The sequence below is a fragment of the Rhizobium sp. NLR16a genome, from assembly GCF_017948245.1.
Classification (GTDB): Bacteria; Pseudomonadota; Alphaproteobacteria; order Rhizobiales; family Rhizobiaceae; genus Rhizobium.
The window spans coordinates 3835121-3849258 of the sequence record NZ_CP072865.1; the positions used below are offsets into that span (position 1 = coordinate 3835121).

Here is a 14138-nt window from a genome sequence, read left to right on the forward strand (position 1 = left end):
CATCACGAAAATCCTCAATCTGCTCATGGAGTTTGAAATGTCTGATATCGAAGGAAAAGTCATTGCCATCACCGGAGCCAGCAGCGGCATTGGAGAGGCCACGGCAAAAGTGCTGGCCGCCGCCGGCGCGCGAGTCGTGATCGGCGCGCGCCGCAGCGACCGCCTGGAGGCGCTCGCCGGCGAAATCGAAGCCGGGGGTGGAACGGTGCGTCTGCGCAAGCTCGACGTCACCGACCGTGTCCAGGTGGAAGCCTTTGCAGGCTTCGCCAAGGCCGAATTCGGCCGGCTCGATGTCATCATCAACAATGCCGGCGTCATGCCGCTGTCGCCGCTCGACGCGCTCAAGGTCGACGAGTGGGACCGGATGGTCGACGTCAACATCAAGGGTGTCCTCTACGGCATAGCGGCAGCGCTTCCGATCATGAAGGCACAGGGATCGGGGCAGATCATCAACCTGTCTTCGATCGGCGGCCACAGCGTCTCGCCGACCGCGGCCGTCTATTGCGCAACGAAATTTGCCGTGCGGGCGATTTCGGACGGGCTACGGCAGGAGACCGACCGTATCCGCGTGACCGTCATCTCGCCCGGCACGACGACATCCGAGCTTGCCGACACGATCACCGACACGACGGCGCGGGACGCCATGAAGGCTTTCAGGGCGATCACCATCAGCCCGAAAGCCGTCGCCAATGCGATCCTCTATGCCATCAGCCAGCCTGACGACGTCGATGTCAGCGAAATCATCATCCGCCCGACGGCCAGCCCGCATTGAGCAGCCACGTCCCGCGGAATTGTCCGGCCGCTCAAAAGCCCAGCGACTGCTGGGCAGGCGGCGGCGGGCCGAGGCTGACGCCTTCGAGCTCCAGCATGCGGGCCTTCGATGACGAGCCGCCGGGCGCCGAGAAGCCGCCGATCTTGCCGCCGGCGGCAAGCACCCGGTGGCAGGGGATAATCAGGGCGACCGGGTTCTTGGCCATCGCCTGGCCGACGTCGCGAGCCGCTTCCGGCCCGGCGCCGAGTTCCCTGGCCAGCGCGCCGTAAGTGGTCGTGCTGCCCCAGCCAACACGCCTTGCCGCCGCATAGATATCCCGGAAGAAGTCATTCTGGTCGGCAAGATCGAGTTCGACGCCCGAGAAATCGGTTTCCTCGCCTTGGAAATAGCGCCTCACGGCCGCTACCGTCTCCACCACCTCAGGCGTCGGGGCGCCGGGTTGGGCATCCGGCAGGCGGCGCAGCAGCAGCCGTTCCGTCGCCTCCGCGGTTTTCGTCGGTAATTGGAAACGGGCGATGCCGGCGTCGCTCCAGGCGATGCCGCAGAAGCCGCCAGCGGTTTCGAAGATGAGATAGTGATGCATCGTCTCGGCCATGACACAGCCTCCGCATTTACGATCTCCCAAAGGATCCTATGGCGAGACCCCGGTTTCAACCCGTTTCTTGCGAAAATCGTTCTTTTTTTGTTCCTATCGGCTTGGAAGCCGATGAAGCAGGCGCTTTTGATGTTCGTCCGTGATCTCGACGGCAAGGCAAGATCAACATAGCGGCAACCTGCTTTTCTTCGGGATTGCCCCCGGTTGAGACAAGGGTGCCGGTGAGGCTTGCGCTCGCCGGATTTCCGCGCATAAAGCTGGTCGGCTGGTGAACGCGGAGCAAGGACAGCATGGAAGGTTCGGAGATCATCATCCCAGGCGATACGCCGGGAACGGAGTGGCGGCTGCCGGTGCTGCGTTTTGCGGGCCGTAATCCGAAGGCTCCGAAGGCCTATATCCAGGCGGCGCTTCACGCCGGTGAGCTGCCGGGAACGGCGCTCCTGCATTTCCTTTGCGAGCGCCTGCGGCGGGCGGAAAGCGAAGGCGCGGTCGCCGGCGACATCACCATCGTGCCGCAGGCCAACCCGATCGGCGCGGCGCAATCGCATTTCGGCGACTTGCAGGGCCGCTTCGATCTCGGCTCGCGTACCAATTTCAATCGGGATTTTCCGCTGATCAGCGTCGCCGATCGGCCGATGCTGACGGAAGACCTGAATGATTATCCGGCTACGGACCAGCTGAAGCGGCGACTTCTGGATATGGCGCTCGGCGCCGATCTCGTCCTCGATCTGCACTGCGACGATGAATCGCTGCAATATGCCTATATCGATGAGGCCTTCTGGCCGGAGGCGGCCGATCTTGCCGCCGCGCTCGACATGGAGGCGGTGCTGCTTTCGGATGGCGAAAGCTCGGCCTTCGAGGAGGCCGTCGGTTTTGCATGGAAATATGCGGTTCCCGGTGAACGACAATCCCGGCTGCCGGGCAAGCTTTCGGTCACGGTCGAGCTGCGCGGCAAGCGCGACGTCGATCCGCTGCTGGCGAAGCGGGATGCGGACGGGCTCTGGCGTTTTCTCGCGGCACGGGGGATCGTGAGCGACGACAGAATGGCGCCGGCCATGTTTGCCGGTCCCGCCGTGCCGCTCGACAATGTCGAGATCATTCGCGCTCCCGAAGGCGGCGCCGTGCTCTTCCATCGCACGATCGGCGACAGGGTTGCAGAGGGCGAGCTTCTGGCGACGATCGTCACCCGGCCCGGTCGGCCTGACGGCAGCATCGATCTGCATGCACCGCAGGATGGGCTGGTCCTGACCCGAACCTCGGATCGGCTGGTGCGCCGGCGCGGCGACCTGATGAAGATCGTCTGCGCCAGGCCGAGCAAGGCCGCACGCAAGGCCGGCACGCTGGAGAGTTGAACAAACGGTGCCCGGGATAAATGCCGGGCGGCATTTGCGCCGTCTCTCGCGCATGTTATCCCGCTGCCATCACAGGGAGAACGATCGGGCATGGCCGTCACCATCTATGGGATCAAGAATTGCGACACGATGAAGAAAGCCCGCAGCTGGCTGGAAGAACACGGCGTCGCCTATGAGTTTCACGATTACAAGGCGTTCAGCATCGACCGCCCCCATCTCGAAGCCTGGATCGACCAGGCCGGCCTTGATGCGGTGCTCAACCGCGCCGGCACCACCTTTCGCAAACTGCCCGATGCCGAGCGCGAGAATCTGAGCCGGGAAAAGGCGATCGCGCTGATGCTCGACCAGCCGTCGATGATCAAGCGGCCGGTGCTGGAGACCGAAGGCAAGCTGGTGATCGGCTTCAAGCCGGAGAATTACGCGGATATATTCGGGCGCTGAGCAATGTCCAAGACCACGCGCGCGACACAGGTTCTTTCCCAGGCAGGCGTCGCCTTCACCATCCACATCTATGTTTATGACCCGGGCGCGGAGCGCGTCGGGCTGCAGGCGGCGGAAGCCCTTGCTGAGGCGCCGCAGCGGGTGCTGAAGACGCTAATGGCCGAGGTGGACGGCAAGCCGGTCTGCGTCGTGGTGCCTTCGGATCGCGAGGTCAGCATGAAGAAGCTCGCCAGCGCCTTTCGCGGCAAGTCGGCCAATATGATGAAGCCGGCCGATGCCGAGCGGCTGACCGGCTACCATGTCGGCGGCATCAGTCCCTTCGGCCAGAGGAAGGCCGTGCCGACGGCGATCGAGGAAACCGCTCTCGCCGAACCGCTGGTCTATATCAATGGCGGACAGCGCGGGCTGCAGGTGCGGCTTGATCCGAAAGATGCGCTGAAAGCGTTGAAAGCGGTCGGTGCATCATTGATCGCCTGATTAGAGGAAACGCGCGAGTAGACCGGAAATCGCCTTCGCCTCGTCTTCGGCAAGCTTGCTGCCGACATGGGCCTCGATCGCTGCCGCATAGACAGCCCACATCCGTGTGCGAAGCGTTCGGCCGGCATCGGTAATCACAACCCAGCGCCCACGGCCGTCCTCGGCGAAGACCTCGCGCCGGACCAGGCCCTCTCTTTCCAGCCGGTCGATCAGCCGGGAAAGATTATACTGCGCCAGCAAGGTTCGCTCCTCGATCTCGTAGGGCCGCAGCTTGCCGTCTTTCGAGCGCGCCAATTCCCACAGCACGTCATACCAGGCAAGCGGCGGCATGCCGGCCGTTTTCAGATCGGCTTCGATCGCGGCGAGCAGCCGTTCGCCGGCGCGCATGATGCTGATCCAGGCAGAGGTGGCGGCTTCGCTCAGCTTCGTTGTCTTTTCCATCATAGATGCAAATACATTTATCTTGCATAAGGCCGCAAGCGCTATTATATGCAAATGCATCTATTAAAACGAGGAGACGTTCATGAGCAGGCTTACCCTCATCAGCCATCATCTCTGCCCCTATGTGCAACGCGCCGCCATCGTACTTCGCGAAAAGGGTGTTCCCTTCGAGCGCATCAACATCGACCTTGCCAACAAGCCGGACTGGTTCCTGCAGATCTCGCCGCTCGGCAAGGTGCCGCTGCTGAGGATCGAGGACGAAGAAGGCGGCGAGGCCGTCCTCTTCGAAAGCAGCGTCATCTGCGAATATCTGGAGGAGACGCAGCCGGGGCCCGCCCTGCATCCTGCCGATCCGCTTGCCCGCGCCCGCCATCGCGGCTGGATGGAATTCGGCTCATCCGTGCTTTCCGATCTCTGGGGATATGAAACCGCCACGGACGCGGAACAGCTGGAGGCCAAGCGCAAGATGCTGATCGCCAAGTTCACGACGCTCGAAGGAGCACTCGCGGACGGACCTTATTTTTCCGGCAGCAGCTTCAGCCTCGTCGATGCCGTTTTCGCGCCGATCTTTCGGTATTTCGATGTTTTCGACAGGCTGGGAGATAGCGGCATCTTCGCGGGGCTTGAACGGGTGACGCGCTGGCGGAGCGCGCTCGGCGAACGGCGAAGCGTGAAAGACGCCGTCGGCGAAGATTATCCGCAGCGGCTGATGGAATTCCTCGACAAGCACAAGTCGATCCTGCTCGGCCTGCCTGCCGCGGCTTGACGCTTGCGCTGAAACCGGTCGGGCATCGCGCCGGCCGGTTTCGAATCGGCAGCGGCGCGCTTCATTTTCGCCGCAAACGGGTCTAAGTCTTTCAGCCTCTTGGAGCGGTTCAGCTTTCACGGAAGCGCAGAACCGCTCTACTCTTTTGTTTACGCAATTCCCGGCAAAAGCGCTTTGCGCTTTGCCTGAGAAAACCGCTTCGCACTTTTCCTGGAATTGCTCTAGCGTCGATGACAGAAGGCAGGTTGAATCATGACTTTCATGCCCCAGAGCCAGAACACCGTTGATCCCGTCAAGCTCGAGAAGCTCGCGGAAGTCGCCGTCAAGGTCGGTTTGCAGCTGCAGAAGGGCCAGGACCTGGTGATCACCGCGCCTGTCGTGGCGCTGCCGCTTGTCCGCCTCATCACCAAACACGCTTATCAGGCCGGCGCCGGGCTGGTGAGCGCCTTCTACTCCGACGAGGAAACGACGCTGGCGCGCTTCCAATATGGCAGTGACGAGAGCTTCGACCGCGCCTCCGACTGGCTCTACGAGGGCATGGCCAAGGCCTATGCCAACGGGGCGGCCCGCCTGGCCGTCGCCGGCGACAACCCGATGCTGCTTTCCGAACAGGATGCCGGCAAGGTCGGCCGCGCCAATCGCGCCACCTCCACCGCCTATAAGCCGGCGCTGGAAAAGATCTCGAATTTCGACATCAACTGGAACATCGTCTCCTATCCCAACCCCTCCTGGGCCAAGGTGGTCTTCCCCGACGACCCGGAGCCGATCGCGATCGCCAAGCTCGCCAAGGCGATCTTTGCTGCCTCGCGTGTCGATGTCAGCGACCCCGTCGCCGCCTGGGCGGAGCACAATGCCAATCTCGCCAAGCGCTCAGCCTGGCTGAACGGCGAGCGTTTTGCTTCGCTGCATTTCCGGGGGCCGGGCACCGATCTGACGGTCGGCCTCGCCGACGGACATGAATGGCACGGCGGCGCCTCCACCGCGAAGAACGGCATTACCTGCAATCCGAATATTCCGACCGAAGAGGTGTTCACCACGCCGCATGCATTGCGGGTCGAAGGTCATGTCTCGAGCACCAAACCGCTGTCGCATCAGGGCACGCTGATCGACAATATCCAGGTGCGCTTCGAAGGCGGGCGGATCGTCGAAGCCAAGGCGTCACGCGGCGAAGAGGTCTTGAACAAGGTGCTCGATACCGATGAGGGCGCGCGCCGGCTCGGCGAAGTGGCGCTCGTGCCGCATTCCTCGCCAATCTCGGCGAGCGGCATCCTGTTCTACAACACGCTGTTCGACGAAAACGCCTCGTGCCACATCGCGCTCGGCCAGTGCTACTCCAAGTGCTTCCTCAACGGCGCGACCCTCAGCCAGGAGCAGATCAAGGCGCAGGGCGGCAATTCCAGCCTGATCCACATCGACTGGATGATCGGCTCCAACAAGGTCGATATCGACGGCATCACACCGGACGGCTCGCGGGTCCCGGTGATGCGGCAGGGCGAATGGGCCTGAGCGGCATCACCTTGCGCTGACTGAGCCAGACGCCGGCAAGCACCAGGGCGAAACCGGCGATCTGCACCGGCGTCAGGCTCTGGCCGAGCGCCAGCCAGCCGAGCAGGGTCGCGACCACAGGGCTCAGAAAGCCGAGCGAGGAAATCGCCGAGGGCTCGACGCGCGACAGGCCGCGGAACCAGAGCAGATAGGTGAAAGCCGCACCCACCAGACCGAGATAGGCAATGCCGGCAATGTTTGCGATGTTCGGCGACGGCAGCGCCGGTTCCAGGAAGAGCGCAAAGGGTACCAAGAGAATACCGCCTGCCGACAGTTGCCAGGCGGTGAAGGTGAGGTTCGACACCGGCGGCGCCCAGCGCCGTGACAGCACGGTGCCGAACGCCATCGAAACCGCGCCGGCGATACCGGCGGCGACACCCACGGGATCGAGGCTCGCCTTCGGCGTCAGCACCAGCAGCGCGACCCCGGCCATGCCGGCAAGACCCGCCAGCACGGCAAGTGGCCGGACCGGCTTGCCGAGGAAAAGCCGCGACAGGGCGATGACGATCAGCGGCTGCACGGCACCGACGGTCGCGGCAACGCCGCCGGGCAGCCGGTAGGCGGAGACGAACAGCATCGCCCAGAAGAACGAGAAGTTCAGCGCCCCGAGAAGGAAGGCGCGGCCCCACCAGACGCCCGTCGGCAGCTTCCGAACAATCAGTAGCAGAAGCAGGCCCGCCGGCAGGGCGCGCAGCAGAGCGACCGTCAACGGATAGCCCTGGGGCAGGAAGGATGTGGTGACGAAATAGGTGCTGCCCCAGATAGCGGGGGCGACAGCGGTCGTCAGCACATCCGCCAAGTATCGAGAATTTTTCTTCATCTCAAGAATCTCTACATCAAGATAAATTCGAACATAACGCAATTTATCTTGACGTCAAGGTATGCAGTGGTATCCATCCCACATGGGTGAAGCGAAGCAAGATCACGTCGACCGGATTCTGGCGCAATGGCGGCGCGAGCGGCCGGATCTCGACGTCGAGCCGATGGGCATCCTCGGGCGCCTGAAACGCCTCGGCACCTATCTCGGCCGCGAAGTCGAAGCCATGCTCATGAAGCACGGGCTTTCCACCTCGGCCTTCGACGTGCTGGCCACACTTCGCCGCTCCGGCGCACCTCATCGGCTTTCGCCGGGCGAGCTCCTGGAAATGACCATGGTCAGCTCCGGCACGATGACGAACCGGATCGACCAGCTGGAGAAGGCGGGCCTGGTCGAGCGCATCGTCAATCCGCAGGATCGGCGCAGCGTGCTGATCGCGCTGACCGAAAAGGGGCTTGCGACCGTCGAAGAGGCGGTCGGCGCGCATGTCGCCAACCAGCAGCGGCTGACGCGCAACCTGACGGCCGAGGACAAGGCCGAGTTTGACCGACTGCTGAAGAAATTCCTCGCGGATTTCGAATAATAAGAGCCTTTCCTGGTCAGATTGAAGCATTCTGTTGGCTCAAACGGAGTCGGATGGTCGACCGGCCGGCGCGCGTCGTAGCCAAGCTCTACGGCCAAGCCGGCCGGTCGATCAGCCGGCCCGTTTCAGCCCTCCGGCAGAATGCTTCAATCTGACCAGGAAAGGCTCTTTAGATGGCGGCGAGCGCCTTGCTGACACGCTCCAGATGCGCCCTGCGCCTGGATTCCGTGGCGCGGTCCATATCGTGGAGGCTCAGCATGCGGAAGATAAGCTTCCTCGAACAGAAGTTGGCGATACCGCGCTTCAGCAGGCGGCGAACGGGATCGCCCATATAGAGATGCACCAGCCACCAGGGCGAGCCCGTCGTCGTCAGCGCATAGAGCAGCCTGATATTGGTGAGCTCAGGCACGATCCGGCCGCCAGCGGCGTCATGCGTGAAGGCCACACCTGGCGCGAAGACGCGGTCGAAGAAGCCTTTCAGGATGGCTGGGAAATTGAACCACCACTGCGGAAAGACGAGGACGAGACCATCGGCCGCCTTCAGCCGGGCAACGATATCGGCCACATCAGAGGTGTCGTAGGGCATATCGAAGTAAGCACGGCGCTCGGCCTCGGAGAGTCGTGGATCGAAATCCTCGGCATAGAGATCGAGCAGATCGACGGCATGACCGGAAGCTTCCAGCGCTTGGCGAGCCGTGTGCGCCACCGCGGCAGCAAAACTGTCCGACAAGGGATGGGCGAGCACCAGCAGGATCCGCATCGTTAGAACAGGCTTCCCTGCTTCGTCGGTTCCGCCGGTTTTGTGCTGCGCTTCTTGGCGCCGCCAGGCGAGATGCTGCCTTCCGTGGTCATTGCGCCGACACGGCCGTCGGCAAATTCGATGGCGATGCCCATGCCGGCGGAAAGTGCGGCCGCCTGCGAGACCGGCCTGTTGTCCTCGTCGCGAATGACGGCGTAGCCGCGCTTCAGCACGTTCTTGTAGGAGAGCGACTGCAGCACGCGGTCCTGCGCGGAGAGCTCGGCGCGGCCGCGCGTCAGCTGGTGGCGGATCGCCGTATCGGCATGGCGCGAAAGGTTGCCGAGCCGCTCGCGACTGCGGTCTGTCTCGGTCTTCAGCCGGGCCGGCAGCGAGGCGAGGATGGCCTCGGCGCGGTCAATGCGGGACTTCGAGCGATCGACCAGGCGCTCGACGGTGCGCTCGGCCCGCGCCATGCGCTCGCTCAGAAGCTGGCGTCGCTCGGCGATGCGATTGGAGAGCACATCCGGGCGGAGATGCGAGGCGATGCGCTCGAAGCCGCGACGCTTGTTGATGGTGTTGAGTTCCAGCCCGCGGCCGAGGCCGGCCGCCGTCTCGTCGAAGCGGCGGCGCGGCAAGGCGAGAAGCTGATCAAGCGAGGGCAATGCCCGCATCAGACTACGGACGGACTGGCGGCGCTGATCCATCTGCCGGTTCATGCAACCCTGCAGGCGGGCGGCAAGTGCGGCCGCCTGCGCTTCGAGCTCCGCCTTGACGGGCACAGCCATCTCCGCCGCCCCGGTCGGCGTCGGAGCGCGCACATCGGCGGCATAGTCGATCAGCGTCCAGTCGGTCTCATGGCCGACGGCCGAGATCAGCGGTATGCGGCTTTCGGCAGCAGCGCGCACGACGATCTCGTCATTGAAACTCCAGAGATCTTCCAGGCTGCCGCCGCCGCGCGCGACGATCAGCACATCCGGACGCGGAATGGCGCCGGCGGGGTCCAGCGCGTTGAAGCCGCGGATGGCGTTCGCCACCTCCTCGCCGGATCCCTCCCCCTGCACCTTCACCGGCCAGACGAGGACTTGCACGGGAAACCGGTCGGAGATGCGGTGAAGGATATCGCGGATGACGGCGCCGGTCGGCGAGGTGACGACGCCGATCACATGCGGCATGAAGGGCAGCCGCTTCTTCCGGGCCGCATCGAACAAGCCTTCGCCGCCGAGCCTGCGCTTGCGCTCCTCGATCAGCGCCATCAGCGCGCCGGCGCCTGCCGGCTCCAGTGTCTCGATGACGATCTGATATTTCGAGGAGCCGGGAAAAGTGGTGACCTTGCCGGTGGCGATTACCTCCATGCCTTCCTCAGGACGGAACTTCAGCCGCGAGAAAGTGCCTTTCCAGATAACGGCGTCGATACGGGCGCGATCGTCCTTCAGTGCGAAATAAGCGTGGCCGGAGGAGTGCGGACCCCGATAGCCGGATATTTCGCCGCGCACGCGAACCTGATCGAAGGCGGTTTCGACGGTGCGCTTGATCGAGCCGGAAAGCTCCGAAACCGAATATTCGGCAAGGTTGGTCGGCGAATCGCTGTCGAAGAGGTTGCTCATCCCTCCTTTCTATTTCCATTGGCGGGAAACGGGAAGGTCGCGACAGCCGGAGAGACCGTTTTCCCGACTGCTGAAACCGGTGGCGAGGCCGAGTCGTCGGCGTTGCATCAAGATTCACGCTCCGGGCATTGCGTGCATGCGGTCGTTGCAGCGATAAGAATGACAAGAAAAACGGGAAAATTCGCTCCGTCGGGGAACGCATAGATAAAACGCGCGTTTTCTCTGAAAGGGATTGCTAACCACCGCAATACAAAGGATTTTCAGCCGAGAGAGCCGGTAAATCTTTGTTAGTTGGCGCTTCCTATTCTTCCCCTCGTTCTCTCTGGGAAGGTGCTGAAATGATTATTCTCACAGCAGCAGCATTGGGCATCAGCGCCGGGTTAATGCGCTCGGCCGCCGGTATCGCATTGGTCGCCGCGCTGATCGGAATGAGCTTCACGCTGGCGGCGATAACCTCGCCGGGGCCGGTGTCACTTCTGGCGCTTGTTTATGCCATTCTCGGCTATAATGGCGGCCTTATCCTTTTCGTGCTCGGGCTTTATGCCAGCGACCGTCTGCGGGCCGTCCGCACGTCTCACTGACGTCAGCGCAACATAAAGGCTGTCGGCGTCAATTCGCCGTCGGCCGGTAGCGGAAGAACTGGACGCCCGTACCCGGCACCTGCGCCAGCGGCTCCAGATAGGGCGGAATATTCCCCTTGCCGAGTTCGGCATAGAGCCCATCTGGCTTCAATTTGGCGAGTTCGCGCGTCTGCAGGTCCTTCTGGCAGAAAGCAAGCGCCGTCACACCGGCTCCCTTCAGGAAGGCTTCCGCCTCCTGCGGTGTTGCCAGGCCGATATGCATTTCCGTCAGCATGCCGCCCTGATCGCGATGATAGGGGGCGGAGAGAACCCGGTTCTGCGTGAAGCGGAGGATCGGCACACCCATTTCCGATGGCGCGGAGACCAGGCCGGGCGGGAGTTCGGCAAGCGGTGCCAGCGCCTCTTTCGATGTGCAGGAAAGCGCTTTTGTCGGCTCCGCCGCCTTCTTCTGCGCATCGTTCTCCATCTGCAGCGAGACAAGCCCGCCACCGACGGCCCAGACCGCCGGAACGCTTGCAAGCACGCTCATCACATAGACGAAGGCAGCGGCGACATTCTCGCTGTCGCTGTTGGAGATGCGCCTGACATCAATGATCAGCAGGGCGAGCGGCAGGATCGAAAGCAGGTTCGAGAAGGAAGAGCCGCGCACCTGGACCAGCGCGATTGCCCAACTCGTGGCGATCAGGAAGAGCAGGATCAGGTGGATCTGCACGCGGTCGCGCTGAATGAGGCGAAAGATGCAGACGGCAATGGCGAAGAGGCCTGCCGCATAGAAGGCGCCGACCGCGGTGGGATCGGTGCGCGCCAGCGCCAGGAGCGATTGGGCTTCCGAAATATGCCGCAGCCAGAGCTCGACCAGCATCGGATCGAGATTGCCCAACGGATCGCTCAGGCATTGCGGCGCGATGACGATCGCCGCACCAAAAACGCCGACGCCGATAAAGGCGAGCGCGGTAAAGCGCAAGGGCCGACGCAAGCCGCTGGCAAAAACGGCCAAAAACAGCAGCAGGCCACCACCAATCGCCGCCAGACTGTAATAGCCGAGCGAGAGATTGTCGCAGGTGACCATCGAATAGAGCCGGGGCGGTACCGTTGCGAAGAAAAGAATGTTGATCGTAATCGTCAGCGACAGCCCGAAGGCCCGGGCGGCGACGGCGAAATTCTCCCCTTCCCATGCCCAGAGCAGGGCGACCGTGAGGCAGACGCCGGCGACGAACGGGGTGGTCTCGGCCCCGATGGCGATGGCGACAGCCGCCGCAACGCCGGCGACCGCGTAGCTCCAACCGCGACGTTCGGGATCCACGAGCATCGCCACCATCGTCGCGACCAGCGCCAGTTGCGCATTGTGATGATCGATGGCGCCCGGGGCGAAGCGGTTTCCGGTGTAGATCGCCGGAGCGGTGAGACCGAGGGCGATATGCATGCCCGCGACGCCGCCGATCCGCCGGCCGGCGACGCCCATGGCCAGCATGGCAGGAAAGATGAGCGATACGGGCCAGACGGCGAGCGCCAGCGCCTCGGCGGTTTCATACGGCGCAAACAGGCCGAAGAACCAGATCAGCGAAGCGATCGGCAGATCGATCAGCCTCGACCAGTGCATCAGCGTACCGCCGGCAAGGCCGAGACGATATTGCGTCAGATCGAACCAGCCCTGGCCGGCAAGAAAATCGCGAACCTCGACGAGACGCATGCCGTCGTCGTTGTCGGGACCGACATAATCGGTGGAGCCGGAGAATTTGGTAACAAGGATAACGGCGGCGAGGATGACACTATAGGCAATGACAGCCGGCCACAGACGCGTCAGCAGCCCCCCGAGCCGGCTCCGGCGGGCGGCGGTCACGGCGGATGCATCAGCGATCGGCTGCACGGCGTTCATCGTGGTTAGCGCTTCGTTTCCAGATGCCCGAACCTTAGCGGGCACCGATCAAGAAAGTGTAAAGCCGTCTGAGACCGCAGCCGATTTTGCCTGCGTCATAGGGTCTTATTAACGCTGCGTGATTTAGGCTGGTGGCGGCTTTTCAGTGTAACGAGTAGAGTCATGGCCCGAACGCTTACCCATTACCCGGACATTGCCGTCCTGCTTCCCTGCTATAATGAAGCTGCGACGATCGGCGCTGTGGTGCGGGGCTTCCGGGCGACGCTGCCGGATGCCGCGATCCACGTCTACGACAATAATTCCACCGACGGCACCGCGCTGCAGGCGATGCTGGCCGGAGCGCATGTCGTGCGCGAACGGCGCCAGGGCAAGGGGCACGTCGTGCGCCGCATGTTCGCCGACATCGAGGCCGACATCTATATCATCGCCGACGGCGACGGAACCTATGCGCCTGGCGACGCCGAGGAGCTCGTGCGAACGCTTCTAACCGAGCGCGCCGACATGGTCGTGGGAACCCGGCGCGGCGTGCATGCCGATGCCGGCCGTCAGGGCCATGCGCTTGGCAACCGGCTTTTCAACCTGCTCTACCGAACGATCTTCGGCCCCGACTTCACCGATATCTTTTCCGGCTACCGCGCTTTCTCACGTCGCTTCGTCAAGAGCTTCCCGGCGGTATCCGGCGGCTTCGAGATCGAAACCGAGATGTCGGTGCATGCCTCCCGGCTGAAGCTTCCGGTCAGCGAGCTGGAACTCGACTATGGCCGGCGCCCGGAAGGCTCGCATTCCAAGCTTTCGACGTTCCGCGACGGCGGAAAAATCCTCTGGATGTTCGCGATGCTGATGAAGGAAACCCGGCCCTTCGCCTTCTTCAGCGCGATCAGCGCCGCCTTCATGCTGACGAGCCTCGGCTTCATGACGCCGGTGCTGGCGGAATATTTCGACACGGGCCTCGTCAGCCGCATGCCGACCTGGGTGCTGTCGATGGCGCTGATGATGATCTCCTTCATGCTTTTTACCGCCGGCGTCATCCTGGATTCCGTGGCCCGCGCCCGGGCCGAGCAGCTTCGTATCCATTATATGAGCCTGGAGACCCCGAGTGCGGTCAAGGCACCGCTCGCCGACGCCAAACCGGCATCGCGCGATCGTCCCGGCAAGGCGGATGCGGCATGAGAAAGCTCGTCCGCTTCGCGATCGGCGGCGGCATCGGCTTCCTTGTCGATGCCGGCATGCTGGCGGCGCTGCTCCATCTGACGCCACTCGGACCGTTTCTGGCCCGGCTCGTCGCCATCGCGACGGCAATGGCGACCACATGGGCTTTCAACCGCAGCTTCACCTTCGATCGTTCCGGCCGGTCGCTTGCCGCCGAGGGTTTCCGCTACGGCTCGGTCGGCGTGACGGCGGCACTGGTCAATTACGGGCTATACTCTGCGCTGCTGCTTTCGCTGCCGGCGCTGCAACCGCTGGCGGCCATGGTGATCGCCAGCGTCGCCTCGATGGTCTTCAGCTTCTTCGGCTATTCGCGCTTCGTCTTCCGCGCGGAATGAGCGGA

16 protein-coding genes are annotated in these 14138 nt (G+C 63.2%); 10 read left to right on the plus strand and 6 right to left on the minus strand.

Annotated features, from left to right (window positions below; translation table 11 throughout):
* Positions 1-37 precede the first annotated feature (37 nt).
* The gene (locus J7U39_RS18580; RefSeq protein ID WP_210629516.1) at positions 38-772 is read left to right on the plus strand and encodes an SDR family oxidoreductase; all 735 of its coding nucleotides are present in this window, start codon (positions 38-40) and stop codon (positions 770-772) included.
* A gap of 31 nt (positions 773-803) precedes the next feature.
* Here J7U39_RS18580 and J7U39_RS18585 read toward each other — a convergent pair whose 3' ends face one another.
* Complete coding sequence (locus tag J7U39_RS18585; protein WP_210629517.1) at positions 804-1367, minus strand: methylated-DNA--[protein]-cysteine S-methyltransferase; 564 nt, start codon at positions 1365-1367, stop codon at positions 804-806.
* Between the two features lie 290 nt (positions 1368-1657).
* Here J7U39_RS18585 and J7U39_RS18590 point away from each other — a divergent pair, with 290 nt between their 5' ends.
* The 3 genes from J7U39_RS18590 to ybaK all read left to right on the plus strand — a co-directional run bounded on the left by J7U39_RS18590 (position 1658) and on the right by ybaK (position 3637).
* Positions 1658-2719: a succinylglutamate desuccinylase/aspartoacylase family protein gene (locus J7U39_RS18590; RefSeq protein WP_210629518.1), complete on the plus strand. Its 1062-nt coding sequence runs from the start codon at positions 1658-1660 to the stop codon at positions 2717-2719.
* A 90-nt stretch (positions 2720-2809) separates the two neighbouring features.
* Entirely contained in the window at positions 2810-3160 is a 351-nt protein-coding gene (locus J7U39_RS18595; protein WP_210629519.1) for an ArsC family reductase, read from the plus strand.
* Between the two features lie 3 nt (positions 3161-3163).
* On the plus strand, positions 3164-3637 hold the full coding sequence (gene ybaK / locus J7U39_RS18600) for a Cys-tRNA(Pro) deacylase (protein WP_210629520.1): 474 nt from the start codon (positions 3164-3166) through the stop codon (positions 3635-3637).
* Here the strand turns inward: ybaK and J7U39_RS18605 are convergent, their stop codons facing one another.
* A complete protein-coding gene (locus tag J7U39_RS18605; protein WP_210629521.1) occupies positions 3638-4081 on the minus strand; it encodes a helix-turn-helix domain-containing protein in 444 nt (147 codons plus the stop codon).
* Between the two features lie 79 nt (positions 4082-4160).
* On the opposite strand from J7U39_RS18605, the gene J7U39_RS18610 reads away from it, so the two are divergent.
* Together J7U39_RS18610 and J7U39_RS18615 are read left to right on the plus strand one after the other, a co-directional pair.
* Positions 4161-4844, plus strand: a complete 684-nt coding sequence (locus tag J7U39_RS18610; protein ID WP_210629522.1) for a glutathione S-transferase family protein — start codon at positions 4161-4163, stop codon at positions 4842-4844.
* A 252-nt stretch (positions 4845-5096) separates the two neighbouring features.
* Entirely contained in the window at positions 5097-6350 is a 1254-nt protein-coding gene (locus J7U39_RS18615) for an aminopeptidase (protein ID WP_210629523.1), read from the plus strand.
* On the opposite strand, the gene J7U39_RS18620 is transcribed toward J7U39_RS18615, so the two are convergent.
* Positions 6298-7209, minus strand: coding sequence for an EamA family transporter (locus J7U39_RS18620; RefSeq protein WP_210629524.1), 912 nt, complete (start codon positions 7207-7209; stop codon positions 6298-6300). The genes J7U39_RS18615 and J7U39_RS18620 overlap by 53 nt on opposite strands.
* An 82-nt stretch (positions 7210-7291) precedes the next feature.
* Here J7U39_RS18620 and J7U39_RS18625 point away from each other — a divergent pair, with 82 nt between their 5' ends.
* Positions 7292-7789, plus strand: coding sequence for a MarR family transcriptional regulator (locus J7U39_RS18625; protein ID WP_210629525.1), 498 nt, complete (start codon positions 7292-7294; stop codon positions 7787-7789).
* A 169-nt stretch (positions 7790-7958) separates the two neighbouring features.
* Here J7U39_RS18625 and J7U39_RS18630 read toward each other — a convergent pair whose 3' ends face one another.
* Entirely contained in the window at positions 7959-8549 is a 591-nt protein-coding gene (locus tag J7U39_RS18630; protein WP_210629526.1) for an NAD(P)H-dependent oxidoreductase, read from the minus strand.
* 2 nt (positions 8550-8551) lie between these two features.
* A complete protein-coding gene (gene xseA, locus J7U39_RS18635) occupies positions 8552-10132 on the minus strand; it encodes an exodeoxyribonuclease VII large subunit (RefSeq protein WP_210629527.1) in 1581 nt (526 codons plus the stop codon).
* 338 nt (positions 10133-10470) lie between these two features.
* Here xseA and J7U39_RS18640 point away from each other — a divergent pair, with 338 nt between their 5' ends.
* Positions 10471-10713 (plus strand): hypothetical protein, encoded by a 243-nt coding sequence (locus tag J7U39_RS18640; protein WP_020920162.1) that lies wholly within the window; start codon positions 10471-10473, stop codon positions 10711-10713.
* A 28-nt stretch (positions 10714-10741) separates the two neighbouring features.
* Here J7U39_RS18640 and J7U39_RS18645 read toward each other — a convergent pair whose 3' ends face one another.
* On the minus strand, positions 10742-12589 hold the full coding sequence (locus J7U39_RS18645; protein WP_210629528.1) for a hypothetical protein: 1848 nt from the start codon (positions 12587-12589) through the stop codon (positions 10742-10744).
* Between the two features lie 162 nt (positions 12590-12751).
* On the opposite strand from J7U39_RS18645, the gene J7U39_RS18650 reads away from it, so the two are divergent.
* Complete coding sequence (locus J7U39_RS18650; RefSeq protein ID WP_210629529.1) at positions 12752-13759, plus strand: glycosyltransferase; 1008 nt, start codon at positions 12752-12754, stop codon at positions 13757-13759.
* The gene (locus tag J7U39_RS18655; RefSeq protein ID WP_210629530.1) at positions 13756-14133 is read left to right on the plus strand and encodes a GtrA family protein; all 378 of its coding nucleotides are present in this window, start codon (positions 13756-13758) and stop codon (positions 14131-14133) included. The genes J7U39_RS18650 and J7U39_RS18655 overlap by 4 nt, the downstream gene beginning before the upstream one ends.
* Positions 14134-14138 lie beyond the last annotated feature (5 nt).